Annotated in this window: 25 protein-coding genes; 15 read left to right on the top strand and 10 right to left on the bottom strand. The window is 72.1% G+C overall.

The annotated features are described in order from the left end of the window. From KZQ38_RS27250 to KZQ38_RS27225, 6 genes are all read left to right on the top strand, one after another. Positions 1–504 (top strand): elongation factor 1-alpha C-terminal domain-related protein (locus tag KZQ38_RS27250; protein WP_443706244.1); only part of this gene is annotated, 504 nt, incomplete at its 5' end. A 21-nt stretch (positions 505–525) separates the two neighbouring features. Then, positions 526–1,605, top strand: a complete 1,080-nt coding sequence (locus KZQ38_RS27245; protein WP_219445765.1) for an ABC transporter substrate-binding protein — start codon at positions 526–528, stop codon at positions 1,603–1,605. 20 nt (positions 1,606–1,625) lie between these two features. Further along, positions 1,626–2,411: an ABC transporter ATP-binding protein gene (locus KZQ38_RS27240; protein ID WP_219445764.1), complete on the top strand. Its 786-nt coding sequence runs from the start codon at positions 1,626–1,628 to the stop codon at positions 2,409–2,411. Next, positions 2,392–3,270, top strand: a complete 879-nt coding sequence (locus KZQ38_RS27235) for an ABC transporter permease (RefSeq protein ID WP_219445763.1) — start codon at positions 2,392–2,394, stop codon at positions 3,268–3,270. Before KZQ38_RS27240 ends, KZQ38_RS27235 begins: the two co-directional genes overlap by 20 nt. After that, a complete protein-coding gene (locus KZQ38_RS27230) occupies positions 3,267–3,998 on the top strand; it encodes a sirohydrochlorin chelatase (protein WP_219445762.1) in 732 nt (243 codons plus the stop codon). Before KZQ38_RS27235 ends, KZQ38_RS27230 begins: the two co-directional genes overlap by 4 nt. A gap of 105 nt (positions 3,999–4,103) precedes the next feature. Beyond that, positions 4,104–4,880 carry an enoyl-CoA hydratase-related protein gene (locus tag KZQ38_RS27225; RefSeq protein ID WP_219445761.1) on the top strand — a complete coding sequence of 259 codons (777 nt, stop codon included), beginning with the start codon at positions 4,104–4,106 and terminating at the stop codon, positions 4,878–4,880. Here KZQ38_RS27225 and KZQ38_RS27220 read toward each other — a convergent pair. Genes KZQ38_RS27220 through KZQ38_RS27210 form a run of 3 tightly spaced genes read right to left on the bottom strand, consistent with a single transcriptional unit; the run spans position 4,877 to position 5,865 of the window. Next, the gene (locus KZQ38_RS27220; RefSeq protein ID WP_219445760.1) at positions 4,877–5,143 is read right to left on the bottom strand and encodes a barstar family protein; all 267 of its coding nucleotides are present in this window, start codon (positions 5,141–5,143) and stop codon (positions 4,877–4,879) included. The two genes, KZQ38_RS27225 and KZQ38_RS27220, sit on opposite strands and share 4 nt — an antisense overlap. Further along, the gene (locus KZQ38_RS27215) at positions 5,140–5,628 is read right to left on the bottom strand and encodes a guanyl-specific ribonuclease (protein ID WP_219445759.1); all 489 of its coding nucleotides are present in this window, start codon (positions 5,626–5,628) and stop codon (positions 5,140–5,142) included. The genes KZQ38_RS27220 and KZQ38_RS27215 overlap by 4 nt, the downstream gene beginning before the upstream one ends. A gap of 9 nt (positions 5,629–5,637) precedes the next feature. Beyond that, the gene (locus tag KZQ38_RS27210; RefSeq protein ID WP_308258616.1) at positions 5,638–5,865 is read right to left on the bottom strand and encodes a hypothetical protein; all 228 of its coding nucleotides are present in this window, start codon (positions 5,863–5,865) and stop codon (positions 5,638–5,640) included. A 68-nt stretch (positions 5,866–5,933) separates the two neighbouring features. On the opposite strand from KZQ38_RS27210, the gene KZQ38_RS27205 reads away from it, so the two are divergent. The 3 genes from KZQ38_RS27205 (at position 5,934) to KZQ38_RS27195 (ending at position 9,037) form a co-directional block, all read left to right on the top strand. Then, on the top strand, positions 5,934–6,908 hold the full coding sequence (locus KZQ38_RS27205) for a zinc-binding dehydrogenase (RefSeq protein ID WP_219445757.1): 975 nt from the start codon (positions 5,934–5,936) through the stop codon (positions 6,906–6,908). 103 nt (positions 6,909–7,011) lie between these two features. Next, entirely contained in the window at positions 7,012–8,448 is a 1,437-nt protein-coding gene (locus tag KZQ38_RS27200) for an amino acid permease (protein WP_219445755.1), read from the top strand. A gap of 127 nt (positions 8,449–8,575) precedes the next feature. Continuing rightward, positions 8,576–9,037: a hypothetical protein gene (locus KZQ38_RS27195; RefSeq protein WP_219445753.1), complete on the top strand. Its 462-nt coding sequence runs from the start codon at positions 8,576–8,578 to the stop codon at positions 9,035–9,037. Here the strand turns inward: KZQ38_RS27195 and KZQ38_RS27190 are convergent. Next, on the bottom strand, positions 9,034–10,071 hold the full coding sequence (locus KZQ38_RS27190; RefSeq protein ID WP_219445751.1) for a nitronate monooxygenase: 1,038 nt from the start codon (positions 10,069–10,071) through the stop codon (positions 9,034–9,036). The genes KZQ38_RS27195 and KZQ38_RS27190 overlap by 4 nt on opposite strands. 83 nt (positions 10,072–10,154) lie before the next feature. Continuing rightward, positions 10,155–11,642, bottom strand: a complete 1,488-nt coding sequence (locus tag KZQ38_RS27185; RefSeq protein WP_372452288.1) for a chitinase — start codon at positions 11,640–11,642, stop codon at positions 10,155–10,157. Positions 11,643–11,741: 99 nt separating this feature from the next. Between KZQ38_RS27185 and KZQ38_RS27180 the strand changes: the two genes are divergently transcribed. Continuing rightward, positions 11,742–12,206, top strand: coding sequence for an HD domain-containing protein (locus KZQ38_RS27180; RefSeq protein ID WP_219445747.1), 465 nt, complete (start codon positions 11,742–11,744; stop codon positions 12,204–12,206). Here the strand turns inward: KZQ38_RS27180 and KZQ38_RS27175 are convergent. Together KZQ38_RS27175 and lepA are read right to left on the bottom strand one after the other, a co-directional pair. Continuing rightward, a complete protein-coding gene (locus tag KZQ38_RS27175) occupies positions 12,172–12,603 on the bottom strand; it encodes a hypothetical protein (RefSeq protein ID WP_219445745.1) in 432 nt (143 codons plus the stop codon). The genes KZQ38_RS27180 and KZQ38_RS27175 overlap by 35 nt on opposite strands. An 87-nt stretch (positions 12,604–12,690) precedes the next feature. Further along, positions 12,691–14,532: a translation elongation factor 4 gene (lepA, locus tag KZQ38_RS27170; protein ID WP_219445744.1), complete on the bottom strand. Its 1,842-nt coding sequence runs from the start codon at positions 14,530–14,532 to the stop codon at positions 12,691–12,693. A 105-nt stretch (positions 14,533–14,637) separates the two neighbouring features. Between lepA and KZQ38_RS27165 the strand changes: the two genes are divergently transcribed. Both KZQ38_RS27165 and KZQ38_RS27160 read left to right on the top strand, forming a co-directional pair. Next, on the top strand, positions 14,638–15,072 hold the full coding sequence (locus KZQ38_RS27165) for a type II toxin-antitoxin system PemK/MazF family toxin (RefSeq protein ID WP_219445743.1): 435 nt from the start codon (positions 14,638–14,640) through the stop codon (positions 15,070–15,072). 446 nt (positions 15,073–15,518) lie between these two features. After that, positions 15,519–16,115 (top strand): class I SAM-dependent methyltransferase, encoded by a 597-nt coding sequence (locus tag KZQ38_RS27160; protein WP_219445742.1) that lies wholly within the window; start codon positions 15,519–15,521, stop codon positions 16,113–16,115. On the opposite strand, the gene KZQ38_RS27155 is transcribed toward KZQ38_RS27160, so the two are convergent. Together KZQ38_RS27155 and KZQ38_RS27150 are read right to left on the bottom strand one after the other, a co-directional pair. Then, positions 16,092–16,460 carry a VOC family protein gene (locus KZQ38_RS27155; protein ID WP_219445741.1) on the bottom strand — a complete coding sequence of 123 codons (369 nt, stop codon included), beginning with the start codon at positions 16,458–16,460 and terminating at the stop codon, positions 16,092–16,094. The genes KZQ38_RS27160 and KZQ38_RS27155 overlap by 24 nt on opposite strands. A gap of 43 nt (positions 16,461–16,503) precedes the next feature. Continuing rightward, positions 16,504–16,959 (bottom strand): GNAT family N-acetyltransferase, encoded by a 456-nt coding sequence (locus KZQ38_RS27150; RefSeq protein WP_219445740.1) that lies wholly within the window; start codon positions 16,957–16,959, stop codon positions 16,504–16,506. A gap of 136 nt (positions 16,960–17,095) precedes the next feature. Here KZQ38_RS27150 and KZQ38_RS27145 point away from each other — a divergent pair, with 136 nt between their 5' ends. The 3 genes from KZQ38_RS27145 to KZQ38_RS27135 all read left to right on the top strand — a co-directional run bounded on the left by KZQ38_RS27145 (position 17,096) and on the right by KZQ38_RS27135 (position 19,138). After that, the gene (locus KZQ38_RS27145; protein ID WP_219445739.1) at positions 17,096–18,016 is read left to right on the top strand and encodes an SPFH domain-containing protein; all 921 of its coding nucleotides are present in this window, start codon (positions 17,096–17,098) and stop codon (positions 18,014–18,016) included. Between the two features lies 1 nt (position 18,017). Next, positions 18,018–18,248, top strand: a complete 231-nt coding sequence (locus KZQ38_RS27140; protein WP_219445731.1) for a type II toxin-antitoxin system antitoxin — start codon at positions 18,018–18,020, stop codon at positions 18,246–18,248. 110 nt (positions 18,249–18,358) lie between these two features. Next, positions 18,359–19,138 carry a VOC family protein gene (locus KZQ38_RS27135; protein WP_219445729.1) on the top strand — a complete coding sequence of 260 codons (780 nt, stop codon included), beginning with the start codon at positions 18,359–18,361 and terminating at the stop codon, positions 19,136–19,138. On the opposite strand, the gene KZQ38_RS27130 is transcribed toward KZQ38_RS27135, so the two are convergent. Further along, positions 19,107–19,910 (bottom strand): TSUP family transporter, encoded by an 804-nt coding sequence (locus KZQ38_RS27130; RefSeq protein WP_219445727.1) that lies wholly within the window; start codon positions 19,908–19,910, stop codon positions 19,107–19,109. The genes KZQ38_RS27135 and KZQ38_RS27130 overlap by 32 nt on opposite strands. Between the last annotated feature and the right edge of the window lie 53 nt (positions 19,911–19,963).

The raw sequence follows: 19,963 nt of genomic DNA, 5'->3' as shown, positions 1-19,963 counted from the left end.
ACCGAGGCCGCGGCGGGCCGGTCGGTGACGCTGCTGCTGGCGCACGACCTGGACGTGTCCCGGGGCGACCTGGTCGTGGGCGGGGAGCCACCGCGGGTGACCGACGAGTTCGACGCGACCCTGTGCTGGCTGGCCGAACGGCCGCTGACCCCCGGCGCGCGGGTCCTGCTCAAACACGGCACCCGCACCGTCCAGGCCGTCGTCACCGACCTCCACACCCGCTTCGACGAGCAGAAACTGGCCCGCACGGGCAGTCCTGACTCGCTCAACCTGAACGAGATCGGCCAGGTCGCGCTGCGCACGGCGGAACCGGTGCCGATCGACGAGTACACGCGCCACCGGCGCACCGGTGCGTTCCTCGTCATCGACGCGACGGACGGCAGCACGCTGGCCGCGGGCCTGGTCGGGGCTCCGCTGCCGGTGCCGGACGTCGTGGTGGAACGCGCCGAGGGCGGCACGTCCGCCCAGACCGACAGCCACGCCCTCGTGTCCCCTGGTCCCTGACCCCCGAGAAAGGCCGCCGCCGTGAGCACCAGACGCAGCACCATAACCAAGTCACTGGCGTTACTGACCGCGCTCGTCACCCTTGCCGCGTGCTCACGGGCGGGCGGCGGCGACAACGCCGCGCCCGCCGAGGACAAGGGCCCGGCCGCCGAGATCCGCCTGGGCTACTTCCCGAACGTCACCCACGCCGCCGCGCTCATCGGCGTCGACAAGGGCCTGTTCGCGAAGGAGCTGGGCAACACCAAGCTCACCACCCAGACCTTCAACGCGGGACCGGAGGCGGTCAACGCGCTGCTCGGCGAGTCGCTGGACGCCACGTTCATCGGCTCCGGCCCGGCCATCAACGCCTACGCCAAGTCCAAGGGCGAGGCGGTGCGCCTGGTCGCGGGCGCCACGTCGGGCGGCGCGCAGCTCGTGGTCAAGCCGGACATCAACTCGCCGGCCGACCTCAAGGGCAAGGTCATCACCACGCCGCAGTTGGGCAACACGCAGGACGTGTCGCTCAAGAAGTGGCTGGCGGACCAGAAGCTCGCGATCGGCACGGGTCCGGCGGAGGTCAACGTGACCAACACGGAGAACTCCCAGTCGCTCGACCTGTTCCGCCGGGGCGACGTGCAGGGCGCCTGGGCGCCGGAGCCGTGGTCGTCGCGGCTGGTGCTCGACGCCGAGGCGAAGGTGCTGCTGGACGAGAAGTCGCTGTGGGAGGGCGGGCAGTTCCCGACCACGGTGCTGCTGGTCCGCACCAAGTTCCTCAAGGAGCACCCGCAGACCGTCGAAGCCCTCCTCAAGGGGCACCTGGCGGCCACCGACTACGCGTTGGACAACAAGGCCGACGCGAAGCAGGTCGTCAACGGCGCGTTGAAGGCGCTGACCGGCAAGGCGCTCGGCGAACCGGTGCTGGACCGGGCGTTCGACAACATCGAGCTGACGCTCGACCCGCAGGCGAAGACGTTCCCGAGGCTGGCGCAGGACGCGGTCGTCGCCGGTGTGGCGAAGGAGGCCGCGGACGTGGCCGGGCTCGCCGATTTCACCCTGCTGAACAAGGTGCTCACCGCCGCGGGCAAACCGGCCGTGGACACCGCCGGACTGGACAAGAAGTAGCTCGGGGAGGCAGGCACACCATGACCGCCACGCTGGAGAACACCTCTCTGTCCACATTGGATGCCGCGGTCACGCTGTCCGGGGTGCGCAAGTCGTTCGGGCACGGACCGGGCGCGGTGACCGCGCTCGACGGGGTCGACCTCCGGGTCGCCCCCGGTGAGTTCGTGTGCCTGCTGGGCGCGTCCGGTTGCGGCAAGTCGACCCTGCTCAACCTGGTCGCCGGCCTGGACGCGCCCACCGCGGGCTCCATCGAGCTGACCACCTCGCGGCCCGCCGTGATGTTCCAGGAGGCCGCGCTGATGCCGTGGCTGACCGCCGCGCGCAACGTGGAGCTGCCGCTGCGGCTGGCCGGCCTCAAGCGCGGTGAGCGGCGGGACAAGGCCAACGAGCTGCTGTCCCTGGTGCGGTTGGGCGAAGCGGGCCACAAGCGCCCGCACGAGCTGTCCGGCGGTATGCGGCAACGCGTCGCGCTGGCCCGCGCCCTGGCGTCCACCCTCGGCAGCGCCGAGGAGGGCACACCCGGCCTGCTGCTGATGGACGAGCCGTTCGCGGCGCTGGACGCCATCACCCGCGACGTCCTCCAGGCCGAGCTGGTGCGGGTCTGGCAGGAGACGCGGACCGCGATCGTGTTCGTCACGCACGACGTCCGCGAGGCGGTGCGGCTGGCCCAGCGGGTCGTGCTGCTGTCGTCCCGGCCCGGCCGCGTGGTCCGCGAGTGGACCACGGCCGACGTCGACCACACCGCGTTGATCAACGACATCACCACCCGGTTGCGGGAGGTGATCAGTGGCCACGCCGCGGCTTGACAACGACCTGGCGGCCGTCGGCGCGGGCCTGGACGCGCTGGACGCGCCGACCACCGAGCGCCGACCGTCGGCGGGCAAGCGGTTCGTCCGCACCGCCGTGCCGCCGCTGATCGCCTTCGCGCTGCTGATCGGCGTGTGGCAGGCGTTGTGGGCGGCGGCGTTCTGGCCGGAGTACCAGCTGCCGTCACCCGGTTCGGTGTGGGCGGCGGTCGCCGAGGCCATCCGGACCGGGCGCGCGCTGGACGTGCTGTGGACGTCCGTGCACCGGGCCGTGCTGGGCTTCCTCACCGCCGTGGTGATCGCCACCCCGCTGGGGCTGCTGATCGCCAAGGTGCGGGTGGTGCGGGCCGCGATCGGCTCGCTGGTCACCGGCCTCCAGTCGCTGCCGTCGGTGGCGTGGGTGCCGGCGGGCATCCTGTGGTTCGGCGCGACCCCGTCCACCATCTACTTCGTGGTGCTGATGGGCTCCGTGCCGTCCATCGCGAACGGGCTGGTGGCGGGCGTGGACCAGATCCCGCCGCTGCTGCCGAGGGTCGGGCAGGCGCTGGGCGCGGGCAGGCTCGCGCAGGCCCGGCACATCCTGCTGCCCGCCGCGCTGCCCGGCTACCTGGCCGGGTTGAAGCAGGGCTGGGCGTTCTCGTGGCGGTCGCTGATGGCCGCCGAGATCATCGCCACGTCTCCGCAACTGGGCGAAGGTCTCGGGCAGTACCTGCACAACGGGTCGTCGTTGAACGACATCTCCATGGTCATCGCGGCGATCTTCCTGATCCTGCTCGTCGGCGTGGGCATCGAGCTGCTGGTGTTCCGGCCGCTGGAGCGCGCCGTGCTGCGGGCACGCGGCCTGACGGGCGCGATGTGACCGCGCTGGTGGCCGTGGCGCACGGCAGCCGGGACCCGCGGTCGGCGGCGACCGTGCACGCGCTGCTCGACGTGGTGCGGGCACTGCGGCCGGCGCTGGACGTGCGGGGGTCGTTCCTGGACCTGTCGGCGCCGCGGCTGGGCGACGTGCTGCGGGCCGTGCGCGGTGACGGGCACCGGTCGGCGGTCGTCGTGCCCTTGTTGCTGGGCAAGGCGTTCCACGCGCGCGTGGACGTGCCGGGCGCGGTGGCGGAGGCGCGTGCGCCGTCGTTGGACGTGACCATCGCGGACGTGCTCGGGCCCGATCCCCGGCTGGAGTCGGCCGCGTTGCGGCGGCTCGCGTCGGTCGGGGTCGCGTCGGGTGACGCCGGGGTGGGCGTCGTGCTGGCGGGCGCGGGTTCGTCGCACGCGCCGGCCAACGCGCTGGTGACGTCGATCGCGCGGCGGTGGGCGGCCGGTTCGGGGTGGGCGGGCGTGGAGGCGGCGTTCGCGTCGACCGCCGCGCCCGACGTGCCGACGGCCGCGGCGCGGCTGCGGGCACGCGGCGCGCGGCGGATCGCCGTGGCGTCGTGGTTCCTCGCGCCGGGCCTGCTCCCGGACCGCGTGGCGGCACTGGCGGGCGACGCCGCGATCGCACCGCCGCTGGGCGCCGACCCCGAGGTGGCGGAACTGGTCCTGCACCGCTACGACGCCGCGGTGGCGGCCGGGCTGACCGCCCGGACGGCCTGACGGAGCACCGCCCGCGACCGGTTCGCCGGTCGCGGGCGGGTCGGTCCGCACCCGGGTCCTCCCGGAACCGCGGTCGGCGATCCGCGGCCTCGTAGAGTGCGGCCCATGGCAGACGAGCTGGTCCACTACGAGGTGCGGCGTGGCATCGCGACGATCACGCTGGACTCCCCCCACAACCGCAACGCCCTGTCCACGCGGCTGCGTGCCGAGCTGACCGCCCACCTGGCGACGGCGCTGGCCGACGACGCCGTGCGGGTCCTGGTGCTCACCCACACCGGGCCGGTGTTCTGCTCCGGCATGGACCTGCGCGAAGCGGGTGGCGCGACCGCCGACCAGCAGGGCGTCAACGAGTTCCCGGCCATCCTCGAACAGCTGTGGACGAGCCCCAAGCCGGTGGTCGCCCGGCTCGCCGGACCGGCCCGCGCGGGCGGCGTCGGCCTGGTCGCCGCGTGCGACATCGCGGTCGCCGCGGACACCGCCACGTTCGCGTTCAGCGAGGTGCGCGTCGGCGTGGTGCCCGCCGTCATCTCGGTGACCGTGCTGCCCCGCCTGCTGCCCCGCGCCGCGCACGAGCTGTTCCTCACCGGCGAGACCTTCGACGCCGCCCGCGCGCGGGAGATCGGCCTGGTCAACGCGTCCGTGCCCGCCGACGGCCTGGACGCCGAGGTCGCCCGCTACACCGACATGCTCGCGCTGGGCGCGCCGAACGCCCTGGCGGCCACCAAGCGGATGCTCCAGGAGCCACGCGCCACGGGCCTGCCGGAGGTGTTCGCGGACATGCTGGAGCTGTCCGCGCGGCACTTCGGCGGTCCCGAGGGCCAGGAGGGCATCGCCGCGTTCATGGCCAAGCGCAAGCCGTCCTGGGTGCCCGCCGAGGACTAGCCCGGCCGGCGCACGGAGAACGTGCGCTCGCCGTGCGACATCACGGCGGCGGCGTCGACGAGGACGTCCTCCACGTCCTCGTCGCCGCCCTCCCACACCAGCACGTGGTGACCCGCGGGCAGCCACGACAGGTCGGTCAGGCAGTCGAAGAGGGCGTCGAGGTTCTGCCCGTAGTAGTCCGGGAAGTCCATCGCCTCGCCGATCGCCGCCAGTGCGGCGGACTTGGAACGCGCGCCGGGGCGCACCACGTGCCGGTGGGTCATCGCTTCACGTCCACGACGACGAACGACGAGTAGTGGTCACTCGTGTAGTAGACCTCGGCGGACGACCCGGTGACGAGCCGACGCGCGCCCCGGTCGGAGCTGCCCGGGGTCGGCACGGTGTACTCGCGGTAGTAGTCGCCGGACTTGGCGGGCAGCAGCTTCTCCCGGTTCCGGAACGGCACGCCGTCGTTGCGCGGGTACGGGAACGGCCCGCCCTGCTCGACCAGCCGCCAGGTGGCCGCCGCCTCGGCGGGCAGCGCGGACAACGCCCGCACCGGCAGCCCGGACGCCGCGCCGGGCACCTCGGCCGGTTCGGCGGTCGCGCTCCGCGCGGCCGAGCCACCGGTGGCGTGCGCGCGGGTGGGTGCGGACGAGGTGGTCGGCGCGGGCTCCGAGGAGCCGCCGAGGTCCTTGGCGAAGTAGCCGACCACGACCAGCGCGATCAGGCCGACCAGGGCGACGGTGAGGCGGCGGGCGGGAGTCACGCCGCCAGCCTACGAAGGGGTGCTCGCGTCCACCCGGTCGGGTTCGGCCGAGGGGTCCACCGGCGGCACCGGGTTGAACCGGGACGACGCGTTGTCCACGACCCGGTCGATCAGCCGCGCCGCGCCCAGGGACAGCGGCAGCAGCACCACCATCAGCAGGGCGAACTGGAACGGGAACGGGAGCTGGGCGAGCCACAGCTCGACCCCGTCCCACCACTGCGCGATCGCGTCCAGCACGGGTCGAGCCTACTGCCGTGACGTGGTTCACCGCACGAGCGCCCACGCCTCTCGGTAGGTTCCGGGTCATGTTCGCCGTCTACGCAGCCGAGCCGAGCCCGCAGGACCCGATCGCCGCGCTGCGCGTCGGCGAGCGCCCCGACCCGGAGCCGCCGGCCGGCTGGGTGCGGGTGGCGGTGCGGGCCGCCAGCCTGAACATGCACGACCTGTGGACGCTGCGCGGCGTGGGCATCAAGCCCGAGCGCTTCCCGATGATCCTGGGCTGCGACGGCGCGGGCGTCCTGGACGACGGCACCGAGGTGGTGCTGCACTCGGTGATCGGCGACCCCGCGTGGAGCGGTGACGAGACGTTGGACCCGGGCCGCACGCTGCTCACCGAGAAGCACCAGGGCACGTTCGCCGACTACGTCGTGGTGCCCGCCCGCAACGCGCTGCCCAAGCCCGCCGACCTGTCCTTCGCGGAGGCGGCGTGCATGGGCACGGCGTGGCTGACCGCCTACCGGATGCTGTTCGTGAAGTCCGGGTTGCGGCCGGGGCAGACGATGCTGGTGCAGGGCGCGTCGGGCGGCGTGGCCACGGCGCTGGTGCAGCTCGGCCGGGCCGGTGGTTTCCGGGTGTGGGTCACCGGCCGCACCGAGGAGAAGCGCGCGCTGGCCGAGTCGTTGGGCGCGCACGCCGCGTTCGAACCGGGCGCGCGCCTGCCCGAGCGGGTGGACGCGGTGTTCGAGACCGTCGGCAAGGCCACCTGGTCGCACTCGATGAAGTCCCTCAAGCCCGGCGGGGTGGTCGTGGTCTCCGGCGCGACGAGCGGCGACGCGTCGGCCGCCGAGTTGCAGCGGTTGTTCTTCCTCCAGCTGCGGGTGGTCGGCTCGACCATGGGCACCCGCGCGGAGCTGGGCGACCTGCTCGCGTTCTGCGCCCTCAACGACCTGCGCCCGCGGATCGGGCGGACCCTGCCGCTGTCCGACGCCGAGGAGGGCCTGCGCGCCATGCTGGCGGGCGAGACCGCCGGCAAGATCGTCTTGACAGGTGCCGGTTCCTAGTCCGCTCGAACAAGAAATCGCGTTTGAGGTCATCCGATCGGACAAACCCCGTCGTCGTCGACGCGCGTACGGTACGCCGCACACGACCCGAGGGAGCAAGCAGATGACCTCCGTGCAGGGTGGCTTCGGCCAGGGCTCCGGCGTGTTCCGCCGCAAGCCCATCGAGCAGATATCCGAGGAGAAGGGCACCGGCCTCGCCCGCACCCTGGGACTGTGGCAGCTCACCGCCATCGGCATCGGCGGCATCATCGGCGCCGGCATCTTCTCGCTCGCGGGCGCGGTGGCGAACAAGACCGCCGGACCCGCCGTGCTGATCTCGTTCCTGATCGCGGGCATCGCGAGCGCGGCGGCGGCGTTCTCCTACGCGGAGTTCGCGGGCCTGATCCCCAAGGCCGGTTCCGCCTACACCTACGGCTACGCGGTGCTCGGCGAGATCGTCGGCTGGTTCATCGGCTGGGACCTGCTGCTGGAGTACACCGCGATCGTCGCGGTCGTCGCCATCGGCATCTCCGGCTACTTCAACGAACTGCTCAACCTGCTCGGCCTGCACCTGCCGGAGTGGATGCTCGGCGCGCCCGGCACGGAAACCGGCGACGTCGCCGCGGGCAGCTACAAGGTCAACCTCTTCGCCGTCCTGCTGTGCCTGCTCATCGCGTGGGTGCTGAACCTGGGCATGAAGAACGCCGCCCGGTTCGAGACCGTCCTGGTGTACCTGAAGGTCGCCATCGTCCTGCTGGTCATCGCGGTCGGCGTGTTCCACATCAACACCGAGAACTACAACCCGTTCTTCCCGTTCGGCCTGTCCGGCGCGTTCACCGGCGCGGCCACGGTGTTCTTCGCCGTGTTCGGCTACGACGCCATGAGCACCGCCGCCGAGGAGTCCAAGGACTCCCAGCGGCACATGCCGAAGGCGATCATCTACTCGCTCGCCATCTCCATGGTGCTGTACGTGCTGGCGTGCCTCGTGCTGACCGGCATGGTCAACTACCAGGACGTCGACGCCGAAAGCGCGTTCGCCACGGCCTTTGCCGACATCGGCCTGCCCGCGCTGGGCATCATCATCTCCGTCGGCGCGGTCCTGGGCATCACCACGGTGCTGTTCACGTTCATGCTCGGCGCGGCCCGCGTCGGCTACTCGATGTCGCGCGACGGCCTGCTGCCCCGGTGGTTCGCCAAGACCCACCCGGTGAAGCACGTGCCGACGCGCACGACGTGGGTGCTCGGCGTCGCCTCCGCGCTCATCGCGGGCTTCCTGCCCATCGCCGAGGCCGCGGAGCTGACCAACATCGGCATCCTGCTGGCGTTCGTGGTGGTCTGCGTGGCCGTGATCGTGCTGCGGTACCGGCAGCCCGACCTGCCGCGCACGTTCAAGACGCCCGGTATGCCGGTCGTGCCGGCCATCGGCGTGGTGTTCTCCATCTGGCTGATCACGTTCCTCGCGCCGGAGACGTGGCTGCGGTTCGCGATCTGGTTCGCCATCGGCCTGGTGGTCTACTTCGCCTACAGCAAGCGCAACTCCTCGCTGGAGAAGCGCGACTGAGCACGCGGTGGCCGAAGCGGGCGCGGCGACCACACCCGAATCCCCGGGTCGGGTCCGTAACATCCGGCCCGTGCCAGGAGATCCGCGAAGTGCTTCCCGCGCCGGGACGCGCGAGGCCGAAGGGCCCGTGAACCGTCCGACGGGTTTCTTCGAGCAGCCGTTCTGGACCGCGCTCGGGCTCCTGGTCGTCTGCGCCGGCCCGCTGGTCCTGCTGGCCGGCGTCAGCGGGTACGTCCCCGACGACGACCGGCAGGGCGTCGTCGTCACCGGCCTCGTCTGGACCCCGCTCACCGCGGTGGTCCTGGTCGTGGCCGTCGTCGGCACCCTGCGGGACCAGCGCGTGTGGCGTGCCCTGGACACGGCCGGCGTGCGCGTCATGGGCGAGGTCACGTCGGCCGAACACGTGCCGTGCGGCGAGGACGACCGGTGCACCAGGATCCGGATGCTGGTCACCGTGCCGGGCCGGCCGCCGTTCACCACGAGCCACTTCGTCGCCGGGGAGGAGGTCGTCGCGGTCGGGACGCGCATCCCGGTCGACGTGCACCCGACGCGCGACCTGTTCCGCCTGGCCGCCGACGCCCCGCGCTAGCTCGGCGCGAACCGCTCGCTCGCGGCGGCCACCGCGGCACGTGCCTCGGCGTGCAGCCGCGCCACCAGCTCGGCCGCCGGGGCGGACCGGAGCAGCGGGTAGGTCTGCCCCGCCCACAACGCCATCAGCTCGGGGTCGCCGGTCGCGCGCACGGGCTTGGTCACGTAGTGCACGTCCGGGTAGGCGGCGGGCGCGTCCGCCGTGTTCTCGGCGACGAACCGGTTCACCAGGCTGCGGGCCGGACGTCCGCTGAACGCCCTGGTCAACGCCGTGCGGCGGGTGCCGTCGGCGAGCGCCTGGCGGTGCGCGGGGTGGGTGCCCGCCTCCGGGCAGGCCAGGAACGCGGTGCCGAGCTGCGCGGCGACCGCGCCTGCCGTGACGACCGCGGCGACGTCCGCGCCGTGCACCAGGCCGCCCGCCGCGACCAGCGGCAGGTCCACCGCGGCGCGGACCAGGCGCAGGGCCGCCAGGACGCCGAACAGCTCGCCGCCGCCCGGCGACACGCCGTCGTCCGCGAGGGTCCCCCGGTGCCCGCCGGCGTCGGCGCCCTGCACGCACAGGGCGTCCACGCCGACCTGCGCCGCCTGCCGCGCCTCGGCGGGGGTGGTCACGGTCGCCACGGCGGTCGCGCCCGCGGCGTGCAGCCGCGCCACGTCACCCGCGTCCGGCAGGCCGAACGTGAACGACACGACCGGCGCCCGCATCGCCATCACGAGTTCCAGCTTCGCGGCGTACGCGTCGTCGTCCCAGCGGGGCTCGCCCGGCTCGACCGGCGACTGCGCCCGCACGCGTTCCCGGTAACGACCCACGTCCGCGGTGGACTTCGGGCCGGGCACGAACAGGTTGACCCCGAACGGCGCGTCGCCCAGCGCCCGCACCGCCTTGAGCTGCCCGGCGAGCGCGTCCGCGGTCAGGTAGCCGCCGGCGAGGAAGCCGAGGCCACCCGCCCGGCCCACCTCGGCGACCAGTTCGGGGGTGGACGCGCCACCCGCCATGGGCGCGGCGACCACCGGCACGTCGAGTCGTTCCAGCATGACCCCGACGATAGTCCGCCGATCGGCGGGAACCGCCCGGCCCGTCCCCCGGCGGACGGATCCGCCGGGGGACGGGACCGCGATCACGGGAGCGTGTCGAGGTGCGGTGCGACCGTGTTCGAGAACGCCCAGCCGCTGGAGGCGTCCCAGTTGATCGACCACGTCATCGCGCCGCGGATGCCCGGCCACGTCTGCGACGGCTTGAACGAGCCGCAGTTCGTGCCCTTCGCGAGGCAGTCCAGCGCCTTGTTGACGTTCGCGGGCGACTGGTAGCCGCCACCCGCGCCGGACGGCGACGCGGGCAGGCCGAGGCCCACCTGGTCGGGCCGCAGGCCGTTCTGGAGCTGGATGCACGCGAGCGCCACCAGGAAGTCCACCGTGCCCTGCGAGTAGACCTTCTGGTCGCAGCCCAGCATCGTGCCGGAGTTGTAGAACTGCATGTTGACGACCGTGAGGATGTCCTTCACGGCGAGCGCCAGCTTGAAGTATTCCTGCCCGGTCGACTGCATGTCGATCGTCTGCGGCGCCATCGTGATGATCTTGCCGCCGCCCGCGTGGATGCTCCGCAGCGCCTGCGCCATGTAGGTGGAGCTGACGCCGTTCTCCAGGTCGATGTCCACGCCGTCGAAGCCGTAGTCGGTGATCAGCTTCTTGACGCTGTTGGCGAACGCGGTCGCCGAAGCGCTGTCACCGGCCCAGATCGTGCCCTTCTCGCCGCCGACCGAGATGATCACCTTCTGGCCGCGGGACTGGAGGGTGCGGACGTCCGCCTTGAACTGCGCGTCGGTGTAGCCGCCGAGCTTGCTCGACAGCGTCGGGTCGAGGTTGAACGCCACCGCGCCGCGCGTGGCCGGCACCGCGTCGGCGAACGCGACCGCCACGATGTCGTACGTGGTGGGCACGTCGGCCAGCTTGAGCACGCGGGAGCCGTTGTCGAAGTTGTGCCAGTAACCCGTCAGCACGTGCTTCGGCAGCTTCGTGTCCGGCGGGGTGGTCGTCGTCGTGGTCGGCGGCGTGGTGGTGGTCGTCGTGTCGTCCGACGTGGTGGTGGTCGTCGTGGTCGTGGTCGTCGGCGAGCCGGGACCGTCCAGGACCACGTCGTCCACGTAGTAGGCGGCCTGCCCGTACCAGCCGTGCACGTAGATCGTGACGGTGGACGCGGTCGCGCCCGTGGTGAACTCCAGCGAGAGCTGGGTGAAGCTGCCCGTGCCGGGCGTCCAGGTGTTCTTGTCGCCGCTACCGGTCCCGGTCACGCCGAGGTAGGTGTAGCTGCCCTGGACCCATGCGGAGAGCTTGTACGCGGTGTTGGGCCGCACGGCGATGTTCTGCGAGCAACGGGCGTTGTCGCCGCCCGCGGGGGTCGCCGCCAGCGCGTGCGTGCCACTGCGCTTGGGCGTGGTCACCGCGGCGGCGCTGGAACACGTCCAGCCGCTCGTGTCCCCGGAGTCGAAACCGGGGTTGGCGACCAGGTTGGCCGCCGAGGCGCTGCCCGCGACGACCAGCGTCAGGCCCGCCATGGCCAACAACCCGGCCAGCGCGGCGCCCAGCGCGCGTCTCGTCCTCGAAGCCACGTCCACCTCCATCAATTCCCATCGGCGGCCATGCCCAGCAGGTGACGTGGGCCACTGGCAAAATGGACTAGACCACTGGGCCTTGTCAAGGGTGTGACCATGGGAGGTGTGCTCTTCACGGTTGCCGACGCCGTCCGGATCGCCCGCCGGGCGCACCACGGGCAGGTCGACAAATCGGGCCGGCCGTACATCGACCACCCGCTGCGCGTGATGGACCGGGTGACCGGGGACCACGCGCGGATGGCCGCCGTGCTGCACGACGTCGTGGAGGACACCGCCGTGACGGCGGACGACCTGGTCGCCGCGGGCTGCCCCCGGCACGTCGTGGACACCGTGCTGGCGCTCAGCCACCGGCCCGGCGAGCGCCAGGAGGACTACCTGCGGCGCGTGGCGGCCGACCCGGTGGCGGTGGCCGTGAAGCGGGCCGACATCGCGGACAACACGTCACCGGCCCGCATCGCGCTGCTCGACCCGGCCACGCGGGACCGGTTGCGCGTCAAGTACGCCCGCGCGCTGGAGCTGCTCGACGCTACTTCCCCACCTCCAGCACCGCACCGGCCGTGAGCCGGTGCACCAGGCGCAGGATGCGTTGCTGCACGGCGTCGAACGGCCGCACCAGCGCCGCGTCGCCCGTCCAGACGGTCACGGTGAACGTCTCCGGACCCGCGGTGACCTGGATCAACGCCTCGGCGTCGACCCCGCCCGGCGTGGTGTCCCCACCTGCCCGCCACAGGCCCGCCCGCAACGCCGTCAACGCCAGCTCCCGCACATCGCGCACCGCGACCCGGCCGGTGAACACCAGCGGCCGGTGGCCGGCGGTCATGGTGGAGCTGAGCCGGTACTCGCCGGTGCCCGCGAACCGCGCCTCCGTCGTGCCCGACGAGTGCCCTATCCGGTACCTCATGGCGAACGCCGACGGGTCGCTCCACCCGTCGACGTAGCCCTTCAGCACGTGCTCCACCACAGCCCCCCTCGGCCGGATCCCGCCACCATGGTGGGCTGACCCGACCGCCGCACCCCGTCCGTCCGGACAGAGTTCGGGGAAGCGTTACTTCTTCTTGTCCTTGCCGGAGTCGTCGGTGGACAACGCGGCGACGAAGGCTTCCTGGGGCACCTCGACGCGACCCACCATCTTCATCCGCTTCTTGCCCTCCTTCTGCTTCTCCAGCAGCTTCCGCTTGCGGGTGATGTCACCGCCGTAGCACTTCGCGAGCACGTCCTTGCGCATCGCGCGGATCGTCTCGCGGGCGATGACCCGGGACCCGATGGCGGCCTGGATCGGCACCTCGAACTGCTGGCGCGGGATCAGCTCGCGCAGCTTCGTCGCCATCCGCGTGCCGTAGTTGTAGGCGTGGTCCTTGTGCACGATGGCGCTGAACGCGTCCACCGCCTCGCCCTGGAGCAGGATGTCGACCTTCACCAGCTCGGCGTCCTGCTCGCCCGCCTCCTCGTAGTCCAGCGACGCGTAACCACGCGTGCGGGACTTCAGCGAGTCGAAGAAGTCGAAGATGATCTCGCCGAGCGGCATCGTGTAGCGCAGCTCCACGCGGTCCTCGGACAGGTAGTCCATGCCGCCGAGCTGGCCGCGCTTGGCCTGGCACAGCTCCATGATCGCGCCGATGTAGTCGCTGGGCGCGATGATCGTGCACTTGGTGACCGGCTCGTACACCTCGGCCCGCTTGCCCTCGGGCCAGTCGGACGGGTTGGTCACCACGTGCTCCGCGCCGTCCTCCATGATCACCCGGTACACCACGTTCGGCGCGGTGGAGATCAGGTCGAGGCCGAACTCGCGCTCCAGCCGGTCACGGGTGATCTCCAGGTGCAGCAGGCCCAGGAAGCCGCAGCGGAAGCCGAAGCCGAGCGCCGCCGACGTCTCCGGCTCGAAGGTCAGCGCGGCGTCGTTGAGCTGGAGCTTCTCCAGCGCCTCGCGCAGCTCCGGGTAGTCCGAGCCGTCCACCGGGTACAGGCCGGAGTACACCATCGGCTTGGGCTCGCGGTAGCCGGCCAGCGGCTCGACCGCGCCCTTCTTCTCCCGGGTGACGGTGTCGCCCACCTTCGACTGGCGGACGTCCTTCACGCCGGTGATCAGGTAGCCCACCTCGCCGACGCCGAGCCCCCGGCTGGGCTTCGGCTCCGGGGAGATGATGCCGACCTCCAGCAGCTCGTGCGTCGCGCCGGTGGACATCATCCGGATCCGCTCGCGCGGCGTGATCTGGCCGTCCACCACCCGGATGTAGGTGACCACGCCCCGGTACGTGTCGTAGACCGAGTCGAAGATCATCGCGCGGGCCGGCGCGTCCGCGTCGCCGACCGGCGCGGGCACGCGGCGCACCACCTCGTCCAGCAGGTCGCCGACGCCGAGACCGGTCTTCGCGGAGACCCGCAGCACCTCCTCCGGCTCGCAGCCGACGATGTGCGCGAGTTCCTTGGCGTACTTGTCCGGGTCCGCGGCGGGCAGGTCGATCTTGTTCAGCACCGGGATGATGGTGAGGTCGTTCTCCATCGCCAGGTACAGGTTGGCCAGCGTCTGCGCCTCGATGCCCTGCGCCGCGTCGACCAGCAGGACCGTGCCCTCGCACGCCTCCAGCGCGCGCGACACCTCGTAGGTGAAGTCGACGTGGCCCGGGGTGTCGATCATGTGCAGGACGTGGTCGCGACCGTCGAGCTGCCACGGCAGGCGCACGTTCTGCGCCTTGATGGTGATGCCGCGCTCCCGCTCGATGTCCATGCGGTCGAGGTACTGCGCGCGCATCGCCCGCTCCTCGACCACGCCGGTGAGCTGCAACATGCGGTCGGCCAGGGTCGACTTGCCGTGGTCGATGTGCGCGATGATGCAGAAGTTCCGGATCAGCTCCGGAGGCGTGAACGTCTGATCGGCGAACGTGCTCACTCAGATTCCTCGCACGGGACGGACAAAGGGGATCGACTAATCATCGCACGTCCCGCCGACGGTCCGGGCTGCCCCGGCGTGACCGGGGCCATAAGCTGTCCCGCCGTGCACACGAACGGTGAAGACCCGCGCCCGGCACGCGGCGCGGTCCGCGAGATCCACCCGGCCTCCGCCGCGGCGGCCCTCGAGTACAGCCCCGACCTGGACGGCCTGGCCGACCCCGGCGAGGTCGTGTGGGCCTGGGTGCCCTACGAGGAGGACCCGGACCGGGGCAAGGACCGGCCGCTGCTCGTGGTCGGCCGCAGGCAGCGCGCCCTGCTGGCGTTGATGCTGACCAGCAGGGCCCCCGACCCGCACGAGGAGGACGACTACCTCCGCCTGGGCACCGGCCGCTGGGACCGCGACGGCCGCGCCTCCTACCTGCGCCTGGACCGGGTCTTCGAACTGGCCGAGCACGACATCCGCCGCGAGGGCTCCGTGCTGGAACCCGAGCGCTTCGCCCTGGTGGAAACCGCCCTGCGCCGCCTCGGCTGGCACTGACCCCGGGCACGCACCGCCACCCCTCGGCCGGCCGGGCCGCCCCTCGGCCGGCCCGACTCGCTCCCCGCCCGCGGCACCGCCGCCCTCGCCCACACCAACTAACCCCGGCCCCAGCGCCGCCACGGTCACCTCGCCGCCCCCTCCGCCTCGCCCCCACCCGCTCCCGGCCCGGCGCCGCCGGTTCCCCTCCCCTCGGCACCGCCGCCTTCGCAGGCCCCCGGCTGCCTCCGCTTTCGCACCGCCGCACTCGCCCGCACCGGCTCCTCCGCCTCGACACTGGCCCACCTCCCCCTAGGCACCCACCTCCCCCTAGGCACCCGCCGCACCCCCTCCGCCCCCATCAGCCTGACAACGTTGTCAGCCCGACAACGTTGTCAGGGGAAGACCGGCCGCCTCTCCGGGTGATCCCCGATGCCCGCTCCTCCCCCGCATCGCACCCTGGACGCATGGCTACGAGGCTGATGAAGGCGTTCGACGTGGCGTTCGGCCACCCGCGCGGCAAGGTGGGCGAGCTGGGCGGCCGGGTCATGGCGAAGCTGAACGCGAAGGTCGAGGCGCACGCGGTCGACGTGCTCGCGCCGACCGCCGCGGAGACCGTGCTGGTGCTCGGCCCCGGTCCGGGCGTCGGCCTGCGACTGGTCGGCGAGCGCGCCGCGAAGGCGATCGGCGTGGACCCGTCGCAGGTCATGCTGGACGAGGCCCGCAAGCGGTGCGCCGACCTGATCGCCGAGGGCCGGGTGGAGCTGCACGAGGGCGCCGCCGCGCGCACCGGCCGGCAACCCGGGTCCGTGGACGCGGTGGTGTCGGTGAACAACCTCCAGCTCTGGGACAACCGGGCGGCGGCGTTCCACGAGCTGGCCCGGGTGCTCAAGCCGGGCGGGCGGCTGGTGGTGACGGTGCACCGCCTGGTCCTCGACGTCTCCGAGTACGACCTGATCAAGGAGGCGGAGGCGGCCGGTTTCACCGACGCGCGCACGTCGCTCCAGCAGCACGGCGGCGTGCTGCCGCCCACCGTGCAGCTACTGGCGCACGTCCCGGCGTAGCGGGTGCTCCGGGGGTACCTCGACGAGCGCGATCCGCACCCCGTCCGGGTCCGCGATCCACATCTCGTCCAGGCCCCACGGCTCGCGACGCGCCTCACGGACCACGTGCTCGGCCAGTTCCGCCGCGACGGCACGCAGGTCGCGGACCTGGATCCAGAGCTGGACGGCCTCCGTGGGCGCGTCGTCGGACCGCCCGGACACCTCCAGGAACCCGCCCCCGAGGAAGAACACCGTGCCGCCGGGGAACTCCCGGTGCACGGCGAGCCCGAGGACGTCCCGGTAGAACGCACGGGCCCGCTCGGGGTCCCGCGACCGCAACAGCACGCGACTGCTCAGCACCTCCATGCGCCGAGCCGACCACACCGCGGCCCTCCCCGCCACCCCCGCGCTACACCGTGAGGCTCATCCGGACGTGCGGGTACGGGCCGTCACCGACACCCACCTCCCGCCAGCCGCGCGCGACGTAGAAGCGGCGGGCCCGGGTGTTCGGCTCGAACACCTCCAGGTGCGCCTCGACCACGCCCGCCGCGCGCCAAGCGGCCACGCACGCCCGGTGCAGCGCCCCGCCCACCCCTTCGCCCCAGTGCGCGGGGTCCACCTGGACCTGCAACAACTCGGCCCCGACGAAGAGGGCGAACCCCGCGACAACACCGCCCACGTCCGCGCACAGCCACACCCGACCGGGCCGGTCGAAGCGGTAGCCGGACGCACGGGTCGCCGCCTCCCACTCGGCCAGGTCGGCTTCGGGCAGGTGTCCCTCGTAGTAACTGCGCCGCGCCCTGACGTGCACCTCGACGACGTCCGGCGAATCGGCCGCGACCGGCGTGCGGATCGTGATCGTCATGAGCCGAGGACGTCCGGCAGGCCGCCGTGGTTCAGCGGGCGGCCCATGTCGGCACGCGGACAGCCGGTTTGCCCCACCGGCCGAAAAAGTGATATCACTTTGCTAAGCAAGAGCTAGCGAACGAGGGGTGGGACCGATGGACGCGTCCACGGAGACGATCGTGCGGATGCCGGCGCCCGCGGTGCGGGAGCGCACCGCGAAAGAGGCTTCGGGGTGGGCGGCGCTGGCCGCGGCGGTGGTTCTGGTGCTGGTGGGCGCGGCCCTGATCGTGGTCGGCGCGGTGCCCGAGGCCGGTCCGAACGTGGTGCTGATCGTCGGCGGGGTGATCGTCTCGGCGGCGGGCGCGATCACCGGGTCGGGGCTGTTCACCGTGGCGCCCGGCGAGGCGCGCGTGCTCCAGTTCCTGGGGCGGTACACGGGCACCGTGCGCAAGGACGGGCTGCGTTGGGCGAACCCGTTCACCACGAAGGTGAAGGTGTCGACGCGGATCCGGAACCACGAGACGGCCGCGCTGAAGGTGAACGACGCCGACGGCAACCCGATCGAGATCGCGGCGGTCGTGGTGTGGCAGGTGGACGACACGGCGCGGGCCAAGTTCGAGGTGGACGACTTCGTGCGGTTCGTCGGCATCCAGACGGAGACCGCGGTGCGGCACATCGCCACCAGCTACCCGTACGACAACCACGAGGCCGCCGGGCTGTCGCTGCGCGAGAACGCGGACGAGATCACGGAGACCCTGTCGGTGGAGATCGCGGCCCGCGTGCAGTCGGCGGGGGTGCGGGTGATCGAATCGAGGCTGACGCACCTCGCGTACGCGCCGGAGATCGCGCAGGCGATGCTCCAGCGGCAGCAGGCGGGCGCGGTGGTCGCGGCGCGGCAGCGCATCGTGGAGGGCGCCGTCGGCATGGTGGAGCTGGCGCTGGCGAAGCTCGCCGAGCAGGACGTGGTGGAACTGGACGAGGAGCGCAAGGCGGCCATGGTGTCGAACCTGTTGGTGGTGCTGTGCGGTGATCGGTCGACCCAGCCCGTCGTGAACACCGGTTCGCTGTACCACTGACGTGGGCGAGCGCAAGAGCGTCCTGCTCCGCCTGGACCCGGCCGTGCACGACGCGCTGTCCCGGTGGGCGAACGACGAGCTGCGCAGCACGAACGCGCAAATCGAGTTCCTGCTCCGCCGGGCGCTGGCCGAGGCGGGCAGGCTGCCCACCGGGACGGCCGCCCAGCCGAGGAGGGGCAGACCGCGCAAGAACCCCGAACCACGTGAACCCGACGACCCGCCGGACAGTTAGCCCGGCGCCGACCGCCCAGCCGTTCTCCAGGGGGAGGCGGCTGGGCGGTCGGCTTTCCCGGCGGTCTGATCGACTGGCGGCGTCCGGGGGCCGATGCGACCGTTGGCCGGGTGAGCGAGTTGAACACCCCGTACGCGCCGGGCACTCCGGCGTGGGTGGACATGATGACAACGGACCGCGTGGCCACCATGGACTTCTACGGCGGGCTGTTCGGCTGGGACTTCGAGATCGGCGGCCCGGAGACCGGTTACTACACGATGGCCCTGGTGCGCGGGAAGCCGGTGGCGGGCTTCGGCGAGATGCCCGGCGACACCATGTTCCCGGTGGTGTGGACGACGCACCTCGCGACCGACGACCTGGAAGAGACGATCACCCGGATAAACCGGGCGGGCGGCAAGATACTGGTGCCGGAGTACGACACCGGAGGTCCCGGCCGGGGTGCGATCGCGGTGGACCCGACCGGTGCGGCGTTCGGGTTGTGGGAGGCGGGCACGCACATCGGCGCGTACATCGTCAACGAGCCGGGTGCGGTGGTGTGGAACGAATTGGCGACCCGCGACCCGGCCAACGCGACCGAGTTCTACCGCGCGGTGTTCGACTTCGACCTGGAGCCCATGCCGGATTTCCCGTACACCGAGCTAAGGGTGGACGGGCGCACGGTGGGCGGCATTTTCGGCATGGGCGAGGGAATACCGGCCGAGATCCCGTCGCACTGGACGACCTACTTCGCGGTGTCCGATGTGGACCAGGCGGTGGAGGACGCCCGTGAGCTGGGCGGCATCCCGGTGGGCACGGTCGCCGACTCGACCTACGGCCGGTTCACCACGCTGGGCGACCCGATGGGCGCGACGTTCAAGGTCATCCAACCGCGGCCTTCCAGCCCAGGCTGACCACCAGCGCCACCACGACGGTCAAGAACACCCGCCGCACGAACGCCGACCCGCGCCGGACCGCGAGCCGAGCCCCGAACACGGCGCCGGAGAGGTTGCAGACGGCCAGCACCAGCCCGAGCCCCCACAGCACCTTCCCGGTCGGGATGAAGTACAGCAACGCGCCCAGGTTCGTGGCGACGTTCACCACCTTGGCCGTGGCCGACGCACGCAGGAACGCGAACCCGACCACACCCACCAGCAGGAACACCAGGAAGGCCCCGGTTCCCGGCCCGGCCAGACCGTCGTAGAACCCGACGACCGCGCCCCCGAGCGCCATCAGGCCGATCTGCACGCCACGCCCGTACCGAGGGGTTTCGGCGACGCCGAGATCGGGCTTGCGCCAGGTGTAGAGGCCGACGCCGATCAACGCGACGAGCACGACCCCGTTGAGCACACCGGGTTCCAACGCCCCGGCGAACGCCGCACCGCCCACCGCACCGCAGAACGCGGACACAGCCATCGGAATCGCGGACCGCCAGTCCATCGTGGTCTGCCGGGCGTAGGTCGTGACGGCGGACGCGGTGCCCACCACGGACGCGATCTTGTTGGTGGCCAAGGCGTACAACGGCTGCCCACCGGGCCCGACCAACAACAGGGCGGGCACCTGGATCAACCCACCCCCACCAACCACAGCATCAACCGCTCCCGCCAACACGGCCGCCAAGCAGAGGAACAAAAGCCCGGCCAGCGAAACCTGCCCGAACCCGGGCCAGTCAAGAGCGGTTGTCACCCGAACAGCGTAGCCAGCCAACCGTACGGTTTCCCCTGATTAACCCCACCCGC

This window comes from Saccharothrix obliqua, assembly GCF_019375475.1.
Lineage (GTDB): Bacteria > Actinomycetota > Actinomycetes > Mycobacteriales > Pseudonocardiaceae > Actinosynnema > Actinosynnema obliqua.
The sequence above is the reverse complement of the archived record's forward strand: the minus strand, read 5'-3'. Positions and strand labels throughout refer to the sequence as shown.

Excerpts from the sequence above, each read along its gene's own strand:
- KZQ38_RS27240 (WP_219445764.1), top strand. The coding sequence starts at position 1,626 with ATGACCGCCACGCTGGAGAACACCTCTCTGTCCACATTGGATGCCGCG.
- KZQ38_RS27225 (WP_219445761.1), top strand. The coding sequence starts at position 4,104 with ATGGCAGACGAGCTGGTCCACTACGAGGTGCGGCGTGGCATCGCGACG.
- KZQ38_RS27220 (WP_219445760.1), bottom strand. The coding sequence starts at position 5,143 with ATGACCCACCGGCACGTGGTGCGCCCCGGCGCGCGTTCCAAGTCCGCC.
- KZQ38_RS27205 (WP_219445757.1), top strand. The coding sequence starts at position 5,934 with ATGTTCGCCGTCTACGCAGCCGAGCCGAGCCCGCAGGACCCGATCGCC.
- KZQ38_RS27200 (WP_219445755.1), top strand. The coding sequence starts at position 7,012 with ATGACCTCCGTGCAGGGTGGCTTCGGCCAGGGCTCCGGCGTGTTCCGC.
- KZQ38_RS27190 (WP_219445751.1), bottom strand. The coding sequence starts at position 10,071 with ATGCTGGAACGACTCGACGTGCCGGTGGTCGCCGCGCCCATGGCGGGT.
- KZQ38_RS27180 (WP_219445747.1), top strand. The coding sequence starts at position 11,742 with ATGGGAGGTGTGCTCTTCACGGTTGCCGACGCCGTCCGGATCGCCCGC.
- KZQ38_RS27160 (WP_219445742.1), top strand. The coding sequence starts at position 15,519 with ATGGCTACGAGGCTGATGAAGGCGTTCGACGTGGCGTTCGGCCACCCG.
- KZQ38_RS27155 (WP_219445741.1), bottom strand. The coding sequence starts at position 16,460 with ATGGAGGTGCTGAGCAGTCGCGTGCTGTTGCGGTCGCGGGACCCCGAG.
- KZQ38_RS27150 (WP_219445740.1), bottom strand. The coding sequence starts at position 16,959 with ATGACGATCACGATCCGCACGCCGGTCGCGGCCGATTCGCCGGACGTC.
- KZQ38_RS27145 (WP_219445739.1), top strand. The coding sequence starts at position 17,096 with ATGGACGCGTCCACGGAGACGATCGTGCGGATGCCGGCGCCCGCGGTG.